The sequence below is a fragment of the bacterium genome (assembly GCA_030247525.1).
Lineage (GTDB): Bacteria > Electryoneota > JAOADG01 > JAOADG01 > JAOADG01 > JAOTSC01.
The window spans coordinates 1-15,443 of the sequence record JAOTSC010000082.1 but is presented as its reverse complement, the minus strand read 5'-3'; the positions used below and the strand labels follow the sequence as shown (position 1 = coordinate 15,443).

Annotated in this window: 18 protein-coding genes, 1 pseudogene and 1 riboswitch; of the genes and pseudogenes, 11 read left to right on the top strand and 8 right to left on the bottom strand. The window is 50.0% G+C overall.

What is annotated here, in order from left to right; all coding sequences use genetic code 11:
- The coding region (locus OEM52_08905; GenBank protein ID MDK9700248.1) for an ABC transporter permease at window positions 1-203 on the top strand (203 nt) is incomplete at its 5' end.
- Window positions 204-279: 76 nt separating this feature from the next.
- Here OEM52_08905 and OEM52_08900 read toward each other — a convergent pair.
- Window positions 280-660, bottom strand: a complete 381-nt coding sequence (locus tag OEM52_08900; protein MDK9700247.1) for a DUF1801 domain-containing protein — start codon at window positions 658-660, stop codon at window positions 280-282.
- Window positions 661-792: 132 nt separating this feature from the next.
- Between OEM52_08900 and OEM52_08895 the strand changes: the two genes are divergently transcribed.
- From OEM52_08895 to OEM52_08885, 3 genes and pseudogenes are all read left to right on the top strand, one after another.
- On the top strand, window positions 793-1,272 hold the full coding sequence (locus OEM52_08895; GenBank protein ID MDK9700246.1) for a transcriptional repressor: 480 nt from the start codon (window positions 793-795) through the stop codon (window positions 1,270-1,272).
- Between the two features lie 2 nt (window positions 1,273-1,274).
- Window positions 1,275-2,726 (top strand): annotated as a pseudogene (locus OEM52_08890) (catalase).
- Between the two features lie 32 nt (window positions 2,727-2,758).
- Window positions 2,759-3,262 (top strand): ferritin-like domain-containing protein, encoded by a 504-nt coding sequence (locus OEM52_08885; protein MDK9700245.1) that lies wholly within the window; start codon window positions 2,759-2,761, stop codon window positions 3,260-3,262.
- 66 nt (window positions 3,263-3,328) lie between these two features.
- On the opposite strand, the gene OEM52_08880 is transcribed toward OEM52_08885, so the two are convergent.
- Window positions 3,329-5,632 carry a TonB-dependent receptor gene (locus OEM52_08880; GenBank protein ID MDK9700244.1) on the bottom strand — a complete coding sequence of 768 codons (2,304 nt, stop codon included), beginning with the start codon at window positions 5,630-5,632 and terminating at the stop codon, window positions 3,329-3,331.
- An 85-nt stretch (window positions 5,633-5,717) separates the two neighbouring features.
- A riboswitch (TPP riboswitch) is annotated at window positions 5,718-5,811 on the bottom strand.
- Window positions 5,812-5,888: 77 nt separating this feature from the next.
- Between OEM52_08880 and OEM52_08875 the strand changes: the two genes are divergently transcribed.
- From OEM52_08875 to OEM52_08865, 3 genes are all read left to right on the top strand, one after another.
- Complete coding sequence (locus OEM52_08875; GenBank protein MDK9700243.1) at window positions 5,889-6,311, top strand: hypothetical protein; 423 nt, start codon at window positions 5,889-5,891, stop codon at window positions 6,309-6,311.
- Complete coding sequence (locus OEM52_08870; protein ID MDK9700242.1) at window positions 6,308-6,706, top strand: hypothetical protein; 399 nt, start codon at window positions 6,308-6,310, stop codon at window positions 6,704-6,706. Before OEM52_08875 ends, OEM52_08870 begins: the two co-directional genes overlap by 4 nt.
- Before the next feature lie 77 nt (window positions 6,707-6,783).
- Complete coding sequence (locus OEM52_08865; GenBank protein ID MDK9700241.1) at window positions 6,784-8,040, top strand: amidohydrolase family protein; 1,257 nt, start codon at window positions 6,784-6,786, stop codon at window positions 8,038-8,040.
- 89 nt (window positions 8,041-8,129) lie between these two features.
- Here OEM52_08865 and OEM52_08860 read toward each other — a convergent pair whose 3' ends face one another.
- From OEM52_08860 to OEM52_08840, 5 genes are all read right to left on the bottom strand, one after another.
- Window positions 8,130-9,266: a sodium ion-translocating decarboxylase subunit beta gene (locus tag OEM52_08860; protein MDK9700240.1), complete on the bottom strand. Its 1,137-nt coding sequence runs from the start codon at window positions 9,264-9,266 to the stop codon at window positions 8,130-8,132.
- Between the two features lie 3 nt (window positions 9,267-9,269).
- Window positions 9,270-9,689, bottom strand: a complete 420-nt coding sequence (locus tag OEM52_08855) for a biotin/lipoyl-binding protein (protein MDK9700239.1) — start codon at window positions 9,687-9,689, stop codon at window positions 9,270-9,272.
- Window positions 9,686-10,030: an OadG family protein gene (locus tag OEM52_08850; protein MDK9700238.1), complete on the bottom strand. Its 345-nt coding sequence runs from the start codon at window positions 10,028-10,030 to the stop codon at window positions 9,686-9,688. Before OEM52_08850 ends, OEM52_08855 begins: the two co-directional genes overlap by 4 nt.
- Before the next feature lie 7 nt (window positions 10,031-10,037).
- The gene (locus OEM52_08845; protein MDK9700237.1) at window positions 10,038-11,585 is read right to left on the bottom strand and encodes an acyl-CoA carboxylase subunit beta; all 1,548 of its coding nucleotides are present in this window, start codon (window positions 11,583-11,585) and stop codon (window positions 10,038-10,040) included.
- A 184-nt stretch (window positions 11,586-11,769) separates the two neighbouring features.
- Window positions 11,770-11,901, bottom strand: a complete 132-nt coding sequence (locus tag OEM52_08840) for a hypothetical protein (GenBank protein MDK9700236.1) — start codon at window positions 11,899-11,901, stop codon at window positions 11,770-11,772.
- Here OEM52_08840 and OEM52_08835 point away from each other — a divergent pair.
- From OEM52_08835 to OEM52_08825, 3 genes are all read left to right on the top strand, one after another.
- On the top strand, window positions 11,858-12,118 hold the full coding sequence (locus tag OEM52_08835; GenBank protein ID MDK9700235.1) for a cell wall metabolism sensor histidine kinase WalK: 261 nt from the start codon (window positions 11,858-11,860) through the stop codon (window positions 12,116-12,118). The two genes, OEM52_08840 and OEM52_08835, sit on opposite strands and share 44 nt — an antisense overlap.
- A gap of 125 nt (window positions 12,119-12,243) precedes the next feature.
- The gene (locus OEM52_08830; GenBank protein ID MDK9700234.1) at window positions 12,244-12,954 is read left to right on the top strand and encodes a hypothetical protein; all 711 of its coding nucleotides are present in this window, start codon (window positions 12,244-12,246) and stop codon (window positions 12,952-12,954) included.
- Window positions 12,951-13,229 (top strand): hypothetical protein, encoded by a 279-nt coding sequence (locus OEM52_08825; protein ID MDK9700233.1) that lies wholly within the window; start codon window positions 12,951-12,953, stop codon window positions 13,227-13,229. The genes OEM52_08830 and OEM52_08825 overlap by 4 nt, the downstream gene beginning before the upstream one ends.
- Window positions 13,230-13,250: 21 nt before the next feature.
- On the opposite strand, the gene OEM52_08820 is transcribed toward OEM52_08825, so the two are convergent.
- Complete coding sequence (locus OEM52_08820) at window positions 13,251-14,768, bottom strand: DUF2779 domain-containing protein (GenBank protein MDK9700232.1); 1,518 nt, start codon at window positions 14,766-14,768, stop codon at window positions 13,251-13,253.
- 42 nt (window positions 14,769-14,810) lie between these two features.
- Here OEM52_08820 and OEM52_08815 point away from each other — a divergent pair.
- The coding region (locus OEM52_08815; protein MDK9700231.1) for an MFS transporter at window positions 14,811-15,443 on the top strand (633 nt) is incomplete at its 3' end.

The window sequence follows — 15,443 nt, the reverse complement described above, 5'->3', positions numbered from 1 at the left end:
CTGGTGGATTTGTCGGTTTGATATTGGGGGTGATCCTCGCTTACATCGTGACGTGGCTGGCGGGTTGGGCAACGGTGATTACTGTTTGGTCGATCCTGCTCTCGCTTGGCGTCTCGATTACCGTTGGCGTTGTTTTTGGACTATTCCCGGCAAAACAAGCTGCCCGCCTCGACCCGATAGAGTCGCTACGGTATAGTGGGTAATAAAGAACAACAGATTTCAGTAGGGACAGACGACCCTGACTGTCCATGAATTACATCGAGTTTGCAATCTTTTACCCTACTTCTTTGTTATTTTCGCACTCGAAGCAGCAAGATTTTCTTTCACTCGAAACTTCACAATTTTGGTGATGAGGGGGTAGGGAATCGGTTTGTCGAGCGGAAATTTGATGGTGCCCTTCGCGATTTCGTAGGAAGCTAATTCCTGGACAAACTGATGGACACCGGAGGATGCGGGATAAAAACCGATGTGGGTTTTCCATGCTGCGAAGTGAACCAGGTTCCCGTGGAGAACGAAGGTCGGAATTTGATAGCTAATCGTTTCGGTTGCAGCAGGCGCTGCTTTCTGGATCGTAGCGCGAATTTTCTGCAAAATCTTCTGCACCTCAAGAGGAAACCCAGCGATATATTCATCGATGGTTTCCGGTTTCTTACTGTTCATTTTCGTATTGCTCCACAGAAATTCCCTATATTTAATATACAGCGTACTTCTCTTTGATTATACTCTACTTGACATCAGGAGGATTGTCGGTTATCTTACTACATAAGAAACATTCGTAAGTAGGTTGCATTCGTGTATAAGAATCATGCCGAAAGTAAATTGCGGCTCGAACGATTCGAGACAACGGCGCGGGAAGCTGGTATCAAGCTCACCCATCAGCGCTTGGTGATCTTTCAGGAGATTGCCGCGAGTGATGAGCACCCCGATGTGGAAGCGGTGTACCAAGCCGTTCGCAAGCAGCTTCCGACTATCTCGCTCGATACCGTGTACCGAACGCTCTGGACGTTGAACGACTTGGGTCTTATAACGACTCTCTCACCGCGCCGCGAGAACATTCGGTTCGATCCCAATCTGAAGCAGCACCACCACTTTGTTTGTACGAATTGCGGTTCGATTCGCGACTTTGAGAGCGAATCGTTCAACTCGCTGGCGGTGCCAATGGAGGTGCAGAAGTTTGGGACGGTGGTTTCGACCTCAGTCGAACTGCGTGGCTTGTGCGAGAAATGCAGCCACAAACGACAACATTCGGTTAATAAAAACAAGGAGAAGTAGGAATGGAAACGAAGAAATTAACCACCGAAGCGGGCGCGCCGGTTGTCGATAATCAAAACGTACTTACTGCGGGACCGCGCGGGCCAATGCTGTTGCAGGATGTCTGGTTTCTCGAAAAACTGGCGCATTTCGACCGCGAAGTAATTCCGGAACGTCGGATGCACGCCAAAGGTTCTGGCGCGTACGGAGTCTTTACGGTGACGCATGACATAACGAAGTACACCCGCGCAAAGCTATTTTCCCAGATTGGTAAACAGACCGAGCTGTTTGTCCGGTTCTCGACCGTTGCCGGGGAACGCGGTGCAGCCGACGCCGAGCGCGATATTCGCGGGTTCGCCATGAAATTTTATACCGAAGAAGGGAACTGGGATCTGGTGGGAAACAATACACCGGTATTTTTCCTTCGCGACCCGCTCAAGTTTCCCGATTTGAATCATGCCGTTAAACGCGACCCGCGCACCAATCTTCGCAGTGCGAAAAATAATTGGGACTTCTGGACGTCGCTTCCGGAAGCGTTGCATCAAGTGACAATCACGATGAGCGACCGCGGCATTCCGGCAAGCTATCGCCACATGCACGGGTTTGGCAGTCACACCTTCAGCATGATTAATGCGAAGAACGAACGGGTGTGGGTGAAATTCCATTTGCATACACAACAGGGTATCAAGAATCTGACCGATGCCGAAGCAGAGGCAATCGTTGGTAAATGCCGGGAAAGTCATCAACGCGATTTGTTCGACGCCATCGAGCGCGGCGACTTCCCGAAGTGGACGATGTTTCTGCAAGTGATGACCGAAGAGCAAGCGGCGAGCTGCGGTTTCAATCCATTCGACTTAACGAAAGTCTGGTTCCAAAAAGACTATCCGCTGATCGAGGTCGGCGTAATGGAATTGAATCGCAATCCGGAAAACTAGTATGCCGAAGTCGAACAGTCGGCGTTCAATCCGGCGAATGTAGTGCCGGGCATAAGTTTCTCTCCCGATAAAATGCTGCAAGGGAGACTTTTCTCGTATGGCGATGCGCAGCGGTATCGATTAGGCGTCAATCATCATCAGATTCCCGTGAATGCTCCGAAGTGCCCTGTTCACAGTTATCATCGCGACGGCGCAATGCGAGTCGATGGGAATTATGGTAGCACCCTTGGCTACGAACCGAACAGCTACGGTGAGTGGCAGGAACAACCTGAGTACACCGATCCAAAACTCGCTCTCGAAAGCGCTGCCGATCATTGGAACCACCGAGAAGACGACAACTATTTTTCGCAGCCTGGCAAACTGTTCCGGCTGATGTCCGCAGACCAACAACAAACGTTGTTTGACAACACAGCTCGGGCAATGGGCGATGCGCCGAAGGAAATTAAACTCCGCCATATCGGTAACTGCCTCAAAGCAGACCGAGTATATGGCGAAGGGGTTGCAGAAGCGCTTGGTATCCCGCTATCTGAACTGAAATAACACTGTGAGTACACTACTGTGAAGGAGAAAAAATGGGAACACGTGGCCGTGAAATCATCGGGATGGATGTCGATCATCTTCTCGATTTACTGAATCGGGCGTATGCCAGCGAATGGTTGGCATACTATCAATACTGGCTCGGCGCAAAACTCATAAAGGGTCCGATGAAAGATGCGGTGGCTGCCGAGTTGAACCTCCACGCAACTGAGGAACTGGCTCATGCGCAACTATTAGCTGCCCGCATCATTCAATTGGGCGGCACTCCGGCATTAACACCGGTTAGCTGGGAGCAGCTCAGTCCGTGTAAGTACGATTCCCCCGCCGATCCGTATGTCGCGGTTCTACTCGACCAAAACATCGCCGGCGAACAATGCGCCATCTCCACCTACAAAGCGTTAATGGACGCGACGAAGGATAAGGACATGATTACGTACAATTTGGCGCTGACCATACTTGAGCAGGAAGTTGAGCATGAGGAAGACCTGCAAGGGCTACGTGAAGACCTCGATATGATGGTCGAGCGCGGGAATCGTTAATCTTTTTTCTACAACGAAACATGCCTCACCAATTGGTGAGGCATCTTCGTTCTCGGTTGCTACATGCTACATGCGGATATTGAATCCGAACCAATAATTCCGCGGTGCGCCGGGATAGAATTCATTGACCGTTACGATACCATCGGGACTCGCGTATTCGTAAAAATATCCCGATGAGGCGTAGCTGCGGTCGAAGAGATTTTCCACCCGGGCGTCGAGTTGTAATCCGATGGCAAGTACATCGGGTAATTTGTAACGCCAACCGACGCTGGTTACACTAAACGGCGGCAATGAATAATCGGAATCGCCTCGATTGTTTAACACGATTTTACCGACGTAACGAACGGTCGACCACAACTCGAACCCATCGTTACGATATTCGAGCGTTCCCGAAGTCAAGATCGATGGAATGTTCGGAACGGCGTTCCCATTGAGTTTCGTTGCTTTTGTACCAGTCTGCGACCAATTCGCATCGAGTTGCTGATCGTAGACCATATAGTCGCTGAACTTCGCTTGGGCATACGAAAAATTCCCTTTGGCTAGCAATCCCATCGGTAATTTCATTGCGCCATCGAGCTCAAATCCTAACTGATAGGACGATTTCGCGTTCCCTAACCGCGGCTCACCCAAATCGTTTAATCCACCCACCGGGATAATCTCATTCTGGAAGAGATTGTAGTACACCGATACATCGAATCGATACTGCTCTTTCTTTTCATGACGAAATCCCAATTCGATAGAAGTCAATTCCTCCGGTTCCGCCAAGGGATCTTCCCATGTGTTCCCATTTTGGGAACGGAACTGCGGTGTTCCGCCATCGCCTGCTTCAAACAGTTGTGATTGCGCTGGTTCGCGAGCGCTGCGGGCAATACTCAATCTTCCTAATCCAAAGTTCCCGAAGTCGTATACCACTCCCAGTCGCGGCAACAGGAAAGTCCAATTCGCCGAGGTGTTGTATCCCGGATACAATTGCGAGTTCAAACCCAATTTCTGATCGATGTCATACGAAATGCGTCGCACCGAAAGTCCCGGCGAAACCAACAGCTTGGGCGTTGCGTGCCATTGCGCATTTACTGCGATTCCGAAATACTCTTTGACGCCAACCCAGCGATAATACTCCGGTTGTGGCGGAACGCCGGGAGCGGAAATCGACGACCAATTCACTACACCCCAATGGTTCGCATTATTCTTCCGCAATTCCAACTCGCCAAACAAATCGCCCCACGCCGCATTGTACTCCATGCGCGGGAGCCAACCGGTCTGCAACATCGCAACCCATTTCTCCCGGACGATGTCGCCATTTGTGACCAACGAATCGGAGCCGGTACTCGATTTTACTGTCACCGGTCCAATCCCGTAATCGGCAAGTTCCCGATCCGGTTTCCACTGGATGTAGCTCCCCTTGCCTTGCGAAAGGTAGAGCGTATGCGAATACTTGAGATTCGGTGCTAAATTCTCTTGCGACAGCCATTGAAAATGGGGTTGCGAAAATTGATCGACTTGGTCGACGGGTGCGCTCAGCGGATTAAACTTTGGATTGGCACGAATGCTATCCATCGGAACGCCATAATATGCAAGCCCAAGCCGCTCTTGTCCCAAGAGAATGTTCAAGCGGTCGGAACCATTCTTACGGATACGGGCGGCGCTCATTTGCGCGCTCCACAATTGCGACCAACTATCGTCGCGGTAGCCTTCACTCGACAAGTTCGAGAAACGTCCGGTGAACGACCATTGGTTTGCCAGTAATCCACTGGAATATTGCAATCCGGTCTTTCGGGTTTGCCATGAACCAAAGCCAAATTCACCGCGGAGACCGGGTTGAGCATTACGTAGCGTGACTAAATTCACTGCGCCGCCGAAGGGGGACATTCCGAGGTGACTGCCGCCGGAACCGCGCTGCACTTGGATATCTTCGGCACCGGCTGCGATATCGGGGAGATCGACCCAATACACCAAATGCGATTCCGGGTCGTTAAGCGGCATCCCGTTTATCATCACGGAAACTTTCGATTGATCGAAACCGCGAATGCGAAGATAGCTGTACCCAAGAGAGTTCCCCGCTTCCGAGTAACTATACACGCCAGGAACATTGTTCAATACCAACGGTAAATCGGTTGCGGCATTTCGTTTGGCAATCTCGTCGGCATCGAGGTTGGTGAAGGTAACCGCGGATTTTTTATCGACGCGACCTGCCTCGACCGTTATGGTAGGCATCTGTACCGCGTCTTCGGTTCTTGCCAAAGTATCGGCATTAGCGAGCGCGTATGCCTCGGCGCTTTCCGCTAAAGCATTGTGGGTACCGCTGAGCGGGTATGAGAATAGAAGCAAAAAGAAAGTGGTTGCGTAGAAAAAAATAGTACGAATCGACATAGGACCTCCGGTTGAGTTTTATACTCGAGGTCCCCGGAAACAAAAAGCCCCTTGCATGACAAGGGGCGTAGGATAGCGTTCGAAGTTGCTTCGCTCGACTTCTCCCTACGCCGGTATGAGCCGGATCAGGTTCCGAGGGTATAATCTCAGGCGCATGAGCGCCACCCCTGAGTGTTACAACAATAATACGTATCTCTTAACGGAAAGGCAAGGAAATCCCCTTTCTTCTGGACAATTCCCACGATAACTTACCCAAATGGAAAGCAATGAAACGGTAAAGTGGCGGATCTATCCATTATTGGAAGATCCCAAACGAACGGCACTGTTCGTGATACTGGTGTTGGTTACAATCGCTGTCGTCGATATCGCATTCGGGGAGCGTTGGCTCACTGCCTTAGCAACGCTGTTCTTGCTTGGCTCGCTGCGGATGTTTTGGACGCCGACTTGGTTCGAGGTGACATCCGAAGGGATTGTTGTGAAAACGCCGTTCTATCGGGTAACTCATCGTTGGGAACGCTTCAAGATTGTCAAGAATGATCCGCGCGGATTGGTGCTAACGCCATTCCGTAGCGATTCAAGGCTCGAGAGTTTCCGCGGACTTTTCCTACGGTTGCCGCCCAACGATCCCGAATTGAAAACACTCGTGAAAACCGAATGTGAGAAGTATCTTACAACATGAATCTGTTCAGTCAATTGAAAACAACTGCGAAAGCTCCGCCGGAATTTACACCGGAGGAACTTGCTTTATTGACGAAACTGGCAGACAAAATTGTTAAGCGGCGGATGACGGTTCCAGCAGTCATGTTTTTCGAGTCGGTGAAGCCAATGAATTTTGTCGGCGCACAAGCGATGATCTTTTTGCAGCCGTTTGTTACTGCATTCTTTACTTTGCCGGAATACGACCGATTGCGTGAGATGCTCGAACGCCGCGAGACTTTGTATCGCTTTGTTGATTTACTAGAGCAACGCGAGGACGAGTTTCTTTTGCAGGAAAAACAAGCGAAAGCGGAAGCCAAGGCGAAGCAAATTGCCGAAGGCAAGCAGCCGTGGTGGAAACGAATCTTAGGCAAGTAGTGGCAGAACCGCAAGGTCGCCCATTTCGGACAGACAAGAGTGGCTGTCCTCCGAAAAGTATAAGTAGAGATTAGAAATTGGCAACAATTCTCCGCAACGGAACGATCCTAACCCAAAACCAGCATCGTGAGATATTCATCGGCGATGTTTGGATCGAAGGCAATCGCATCACGAAGATTGTTCGGTCTGATGACGCCAACCCTGCTGCCAATGCGGTCGATTGGGAAGACGTTAGCAACGTCGATTGTACCGGTAAATACATTCTCCCCGGTTTCATCCAAAGTCATGTACACCTTTGCCAGACCAACTTACGAAACTGTGGCGACGACCGTGAGTTATTGCCGTGGCTGCGGGAAATCGTTTGGCCGGGAGAAGCGGCGCATACTTACGACAGCTTGTACCAGACAGCGCGACTTGCCATTGAGGAATTGTATCGCGGCGGTACCACTACTGTCTTGACCATGGAGACGGTACAGCATACCGATGCCGCCATCGAAGCGGTAATCGACGGCGGTATTCGCGCGATATTGGGGAAAGCGTTGATGGATCGCGACGCCGGACAACCAGCCGCTTTGCGAGAAGATACTGCGCTTGCGCTATCCGATGCGGATCGGTTGTTCACACAATGGCATGGCGCGGCAAATGGGCGAATCGGTGTATGTTATGCGCCGCGATTTGTGCCGACCTGTTCGGAAGCATTATTGCGCGGCGTCGCCGCTCGGGCAAATGAGCGGAATGCGCTGGTGCATACGCATGCGAGTGAGAATCGTGGGGAATTGGAACTGGTGAAGCAACTGACTGGAATGGAAAATCTCCCTTATCTCGATTCCGTGGGACTGCTGCACGAGCATTCTTGTATAGCCCACTGTATCCATCTCTCGACCGATGATATCGCACTGCTAAAAAATCGCGGCTCTCACGTATTGCATTGCCCCTCGGCAAATCTGAAATTGGCGAGTGGGTTAGCGCCGATTCACGAATTGCTTACAGCTGGAGTAAATGTCGGTCTCGGTGCCGATGGCGCTGCTTGTAATAATAACCTCGACGGCTTGCACGAAGCGCGACTCATGCCGCTCTTGCAAAACATCCGGGTGGGAGCGGGAAAGGTTACCGCACAAGTCGCGCTCGATTCGTTAACGATTCGCGGCGCACGTGCGCTGGGATTGTCGGAATCGATTGGTTCGTTAGAGACTGGAAAGCTTGCTGATGTAATCGTCGTGAATCCGAATCGACCGCACGCACAAGGCGGCGCCGATCCGATTTCTCGATTAATCTACTCCTGCCGCGCCGACGATGTCGAAATGGTGTGGGTGAATGGAGTTCAATTATTGTAGTTCGACGCATAATGAACACGTTGTACGAAACGAAAATCGCATCTCCCCACGAACGGAAGATGCGATTTATTCTTTGGAACAGAACGCCGTTACTTCATAATCGATAGCAATACGCCGGCAGCGATTGCCGTTCCGATGACGCCGGCGACATTCGGACCCATCGCGTGCATCAAGAGGAAGTTGTTGTTATTTTCCTCTTGTCCCACTTTTTGCGAAACCCGCGCCGCCATTGGTACTGCGGACACACCGGCGGAGCCGATGAGCGGATTCACCTTCCCTTTGGTTACCCAGCAAAAGAATTTTCCGAGCAATACGCCACCAGCCGTTGAAAACGCAAACGCGATACATCCTAAGATGATGATTTTAATCGATGACCAGCGAAGAAACACTTCCGCACTCATGGTCATCCCAACCGACGTTCCCAGAAAAATCGTCACCAGATTGATCAATTCGTTTTGCGCGGTCTTCGTTAACCGTTGCACAACACCGCTCTCGCGAAACAGATTGCCAAGCATCAACATACCCAACAACGGCGCTACTACCGGCACCAACAATAGGCTTGGTATCATCACCAAAATGGGGAATACAATCCGCTCACGTTTGGAAACGGTGCGGAGATTCTCCATGATAATCAAGCGTTCCTTTTTCGTGGTTAGCAATCGCATAATTGGCGGTTGAATTAGCGGTACTAATGCCATGTAGGAATATGCCGCCACTGCAATTGGACCAAGAAGGTGCGGCGCTAACTTCGTTGTAAGAAAGATCGAGGTAGGACCATCAGCGCCACCGATGATACCAATTGCCGCGGATTCCTGTGGAGTGAATCCCAAGGCGATGGCGCCGAGCATGGCGATGAACACGCCAAGCTGCGCTGCTGCACCGAGTAGCAAGGTAGAGGGGTTAGCAATTAACGGACCGAAATCGGTCATCGCGCCAATGCCGAGAAAGATTATCGGTGGAAAGATTTCCCACTCGACCCCTTTCGAGATGTAGTAAAAAAATCCGCCGATTTCGCCATCGTGTGGCGCAAGCATCATCCCGGTTGCGGGGATGTTTGCCAGCAATGCTCCAAACCCAATCGGTAACAGGAGCAGCGGTTCAAAGTCATGCTTGATTGCCAAATAGAACAGCAATCCAGCAATGCCGATCATGATAATGTTTCCCAACTCGAGCTGGGCAAAACCGCCGAGGGAAAGGAATCGCTGGACTTCAGTAAAGAAATCCACGGTTTACTCCTCTGCCATGGTTAGCAGCTGCTGTCCCATCTGAACGGCATCGCCCTCTTTTACATGTACCTTCAACACCTTACCATCGTCTTGCGCGTAGATTTTGGTAATCATCTTCATCGCATCGATTTCCAGCAAGACTTCATGCCACTTCACGTTTTGACCCTCTTTCACAGCAACTTTCGCAACTGTACCGGTGAGTGGCGATGTGACTTGTGAAGAGTCAGCTGTGCTGCCTTTCGTGACTGGTCGAACGGTGGGAGTGACGACTCTCGGCATTGGTGTTGTACGCGGCGCGTCGCTACGCGGCAACATCGTCGGGATGTATGCGCCGGGCGCATGCTGTTCTTCTTCGTCGTCTTCGATCAGTTCGACGTCCACTTCATAGGGAACGCCATTTACGTGAATCTGGTACTTTTTCATCGGTTACCACCTCGTTTTATGGGAGTTCTTCCCATTAGTTGTTGTGTTCGAGAAATGTCTTGCCATGCAGTGCTTTGCGCCGAGGTATCAAGATACTGGATACGGGTAATGCGAAACTTTTTAGTACTGAAAGTCGAAATCGCACCCATCATCGCTGCAATGATTAGCGGATCGATTTCCCCCTCCAGCGATGGTTTCTCTTCCGGGACGTCAGGTTTCTCGAAATAACGGTCAATGATGCCATACGCCTTAGTGAGTAACGCCAACATGCCGAGCACAAACATCACTGTGCTCATACCAACAAACATTGACAAAACGCCAAGACTCATATTGTCAGACATGGCTGCCTCATAATGGAATACATCCATGTTTTTTCGCCGGACGTAATTCGCGCTTCGTCGAGAAAGTTTCTAATGCAAAAAGGAGATACTCGCGGGTGTCGCGCGGAAGGATGATGTTATCGACTTGTCCATGCCCGGCGGCGACAAACGGCGAGGCGTGTTGCAATCGGTATTCCTCGACCTTTTCCTTACGCAATGCTTTCGGATCGCTCGCTTGATCCAACTCTTTTTTATACAGAATGTTCACTGCACCATCAGCGCCCATGACGGCAATTTCTGCGGTCGGCCAAGCAAACACCCGATCAGCGCCCATCGCTTTACCGCACATCGCAAGGAAAGCGCCACCGTAAGCTTTGCGAAGAATCAGTGTGATTTTTGGAACCGTCGCCGCTGAATAGGCGAACAACATTTTCGCGCCATGACGAATGATGCCGCCGTGTTCTTGTTCAATGCCGGGCAAGAAGCCGGGAACGTCGACAAGCGTAACTAACGGGATATTCATCGAATTGCAGAAACGAATGAAACGTGAGGCTTTGTCCGAAGCATCGATGTCCAGTGCGCCAGCCTTTATCATCGGCTGATTGGCAATTACACCAATCGAACGGCCGCCTAACCGGGCGAATCCGACGATAATGTTGGGAGCAAATGTCGCTTGTACTTCGAGAAAGTCGGCTTGATCGACGATCCGGAGAATCGCTTCGCGGACATCGTAAGGTTCGCGGGGATCATCTGGAATTAATGCATCCAGTGCAGGATCGGCGACGAACTCCAACATCCCCGGCGCTGATAACCGAAGTGGATCTACTGTATTGTTTTGTGGAAGGAAACCTAACAACTTGTGAGAAATCGCGATGGCATCCTGATCATCTTCAGCGACAAAGTGTGCGATACCGGAAATGCTCGATGCGACTTCAGCGCCGCCTAACTCTTCTGAGGAAATGCATTGACCAGTAACCGCTTTAACAACATCGGGACCGGTAATAAACATCTTTGCAGTATTTCTCACCATGATTATAAAATCGGTTAACGCCGGAGAATAAGCGGCTCCACCTGCACACGGACCAGCGACAATGGAAATCTGTGGAACGACGCCAGAAAGCAGCGTATTGTGATAGAAAATTTCACCGTACCCATGCAGCGAGTCCACTCCTTCTTGAATACGAGCGCCACCGGAATCGTTGATTTGAATAAATGGAGCGCCGCATTTCATTGCTTCCTGCATGGCGGTAGTGATTTTCTCGGCATGCATTTTTCCGACCGCACCGCCGCCGACTGTAAAATCCTGAGCCGCGACAAAAACCAATCGTCCATCGATTGCACCGCAACCGGTGACGACGCCATCGCTCGGATACGCTTCCCCATTGGGATCGGAGGCTGCGGTCGCAAATAGTCCAAACTCCTGAAAAGTGCCCTCGTCAAACAGCAATGCAACCCGCTCGCGAGCTGTTAACTTGGCGGCACTATGCTGCTTTGCGATGCGGGTCTTGCCCCCCATCTCCTGAATTCTTGAGCGATGTTCTTCCAGTGCAAGGATGCGTTGTTTCGTGGTCGTCATACCTGAATCCTACTGCGGCGTGTCGATTTCCGTTGGTGAGAAGTTTTTCCGGGAATTTGAGAATTGTGAACTTCGGTGACTACGCATAAGTTAGCGTAATAATTCACATTATGCAAAAAATCGAAAACTGCTTGAAATCTCTTGCATTGGATGAAATATTACCAGTCGGTTACTTACTGAGTTACTAAGCCGGGTACTTACACAGCTCCTGAATCGCACTTACCAGCAAAACCATCGCTTCCGTATCGAGACCACAATACTCCACCAGCTCTTTGCGGATTCGCGATTCCGCTCGAAGCCGGAATCTTGGCGGCACTGGTCTCGGATCAGCAGTCGTAAAACAAATAACTCATGCTCAAAATGGTTTCGTAACGGTGAATAGCAAAATCGGTCGGGGATCGACCTTTACCATCCATCTCCCCATCAAATCTGCCGAAGCGTTATCTCTTTGGCGATTTTTGTATTATCTAAAAAACAAAACATCGCATAGAAATGTAAAACAAAACCGTAATACAAAATATTGGAATTGTTAGAGTTCATTTAAATTTGTTAATGATATTGCGTCGCAGTATCATACTGATATGCAATTCGTGCTATGCATTACGCCTCATCGAATCTGCAGTTTCGTTCTCCACACATCCTATCATCAGGAGTATTCATGTTTCGGAAAATAACTTTATCGGTTTTCATCGGCTTACTTGCAACGACAGTTTTTGCTGATCGTCGTAACTTTGTTTGGACTTATCAAACACGATTGGTTCCCCGCGGGATGACCGAATTGGAATTCTACCAAACCGTCAAACTTAAGAGCGACGCCCAAAGCGATTGGGAATTGCGAGGGGAAATCGAGCATGGTATTTCAAACCGGCTTGATTTTGCAGTGTATACGATATTCTCGCAGTCGCAGGGACAATCCCTCAAATGGTTGGCGAATCAATATCGTCTGCGTTGGCGGCTTTCGGAACCGGGTGCTATTCCATTCGACCCGGTACTTTACTTTGAATACCAGCGTCCTACGAGTTTGAAAAGTCCGAACAAATACGAGTTTAAACTACTGCTTGCAAAACAATCGGCAAAGTTGCTTTATGCTTTGAATCCCGTGTATGAATTGAAAGCCGGTCCGGATGCCGTCCACGAAACCGGTTTGGATGCCGCGCTCGGTTGGGAGTTTTCTCCGGCGATTACCGCGGGGATTGAATCGACCTCCCGATTAGAATTTGAGGAAGACGAAACCGTTACCGAGAGTTATTTCGGGCCTACGTTTTCCTTTTCATCGGGCGAATGGTGGTTAACGATGGGCGCCGCATGGGGAGTCACTGAGGAAGACGATCCGTTAAAGGTACGGATGCTGCTTGGAGTCGGTCTATGAAATGGGTTATCTGGTTGATTTGTGTCTTGAGTGCAGTGGTTTCCATCGGTTGTACAAAATCGCAATTTGGCGTATCGAGTCATCCAAAGACCCCTGGCGAGCGGTTGTTTCGGTCAAGTTGCCAAAACTGTCACACCTTGCCGAATCCGGCTTCACGGCCGGTTGAACAGTGGCCTAAGTTAGTCGAACACTATGGCAGCAAAATCAAACTCACACCTGACGAACAAAAGTTAATCGTCAACTACCTACAAGGAGAGCGAAGCAAATCGCAGTAATTGGACTTCAGGGGCGTACGGTCAGTGCGCCTTGCAATCCTTCGTTTCGCATAAGTTTTCGATTGCATCGACCAGCAAAACCATCGCTTCCGTATCGAGACCACAATACTCCACCAGCTCTTTGCGGATTCGCAACCGTTCTTCGGGGGAAACCGGAGAAAAGTGGGTGCGATAATACTCGATGCTTGCGAGTTCGCCATTGCCAATCGGCAACTCTTGATAACTGCGTCCGGTCATTGCTGGCAGTACTGCCTTGAGCGAAGCGCTGCCCCGTTGTTGGGGATGGTAGTAATGGTAGGATTGGAAGGGTTTTAACAAATCGACGAATCGTGGTTTCAACGTTTCCACCCAATCTCGGTACTCGGAAAATTGCTTCGCTGTTTCATGTAATACATTCATTTCAAATTTTGCATTGTAGGCGACAATCGAACCGGTTGTTCCCAATTCGGATTTTAATCGTTGCAGGATTTCGGGACGTGGATCGCTTCCACCTTCCGCTAAGTAGGAAACGTGTGCAAGCGGAGCGCCGAATGCGGGTTGGTGATGCAACGAAAATTGGAACGGAATCGATTGGTGTGGCTTGGTTCCTTCAAATTCCGGAATCGGCGGTCCGAATGTTTCAAAATCGAGATAGTGAATCGGATACTTGAGTTTTTGCAGGAACTTGGACAACTCTTCGATTTCGATATGGGGCTCGCTGTTTAGCAATGACTCGAATTGTATTCGCTGGGTTTTCCCCAACTTCACTTTCTCAGGGAGATCGTAAAGTGAGGTAATGCCTTCTTTCACCCACTGGTGGGCTTTTTCGGAACGAATCCGGGTTAGCGTAAAGACATTATCCTTGGGCAAAAAACTCCAGCAATGCTCTTGCAACGGACATGGTCGCGGGATACCGCAATGGTTACCAATGGCAATCTTCGGTTCTTCTTTGCTTTCGGGAATCGTGCGCATCCATTGGAGATTCGGTTCGATCCGAGCCATCATATCAAATACATCTCTGGTGACATCGCTTTGGACGAATAGCGCGGGGACATCGAGTTCGCCGATCCGCTCATACTCGCCATTCAAATGCAAGACATGGCAATTCCGGATTTTAAGTTTGGCATTCTCACAAACGAACCGTTGAAACGCTAAATCATGCAGATGGGTTTTCTTGACACTGGTAGAGCTTTTTACTTCGATGATTTCCCATTCGTCGAGATGTACCGGCTGTAAAATATCACAACGGACAGCGCAATCGTTCCAGCGGACAGCTGCTTCAAATATCGGTTTTCGGGATGCTAACGCTTTTACGGTTTGCTCGACGGCGGTTTCCATTTCGAGCACATCACTCAGATCGATCCCGTCGGGAAACAGCGTTCTCGCCAGTAATCCTAACCGCTTACCGTTTTCGAGTGCCGCTTGCAGCCGCGCACCCGGATCGGGAATCCACTCCGGGTGATGGAATCGATACCAGTAGTATTTAGGGCATTGCAAAGCCGCGAGATACATGCTTTTCGTGATTACTTCTGACATCGTAGTGGTTTTCGTTTTTCGCATTCCTTCGTACTTTACGATAGAAAGAATCTACGATGAAGAGCAGTGTTCCGAAAATTATTCCAAAACCGTAACCTTACTTTCCTCTGGTTAGGTCAAGTGATTAGCCAGAGTGGTGACTCGATTTATCAAATCGGATTACTTTGGCTCGTCCTCGAATTATCCGGCTCGGAAACAATTACCGGTTTTGTGGCGATGTCGGTGTATCTGCCGTCGTTGGTGTTTTCGTTGTTTGCTGGTGTAGCTGCCGACCGCTTCAACCGCCGTCGCATTATGATTACTGCTGATATTCTGCGTACCGGCATCGTCCTGCTGATTCCGCTTGCTGCTTTGTTGTTTCATTTGAATGCATGGTTTCTCGCAGTTAATGCCTTTGCTTTGGTAGCAGCTTCGGTGTTCTTTTATCCTGCCCGCGACTCGTTATTGCCGTTATTGGTTCCGAAAGAGCAACTGCTGCGGGCCAACACCTTGATTCAAACCTCATGGCAGTTTTCTTTGTTGCTGGGTCCGGCGGTCGCGGCTCTCCTGCTGGAGTATTTCGGCAAGGTGCAGCTTTTCACTGCGACATCCCTCTTCTATTTTGGATCATTCCTTTTTATCTTTTTGATTCGCGTGCAAGAACCGCGAGTGGCTGTTCAGGAGGATCATTCGGGATGGAAGGACATTCGGCAAGGGCTA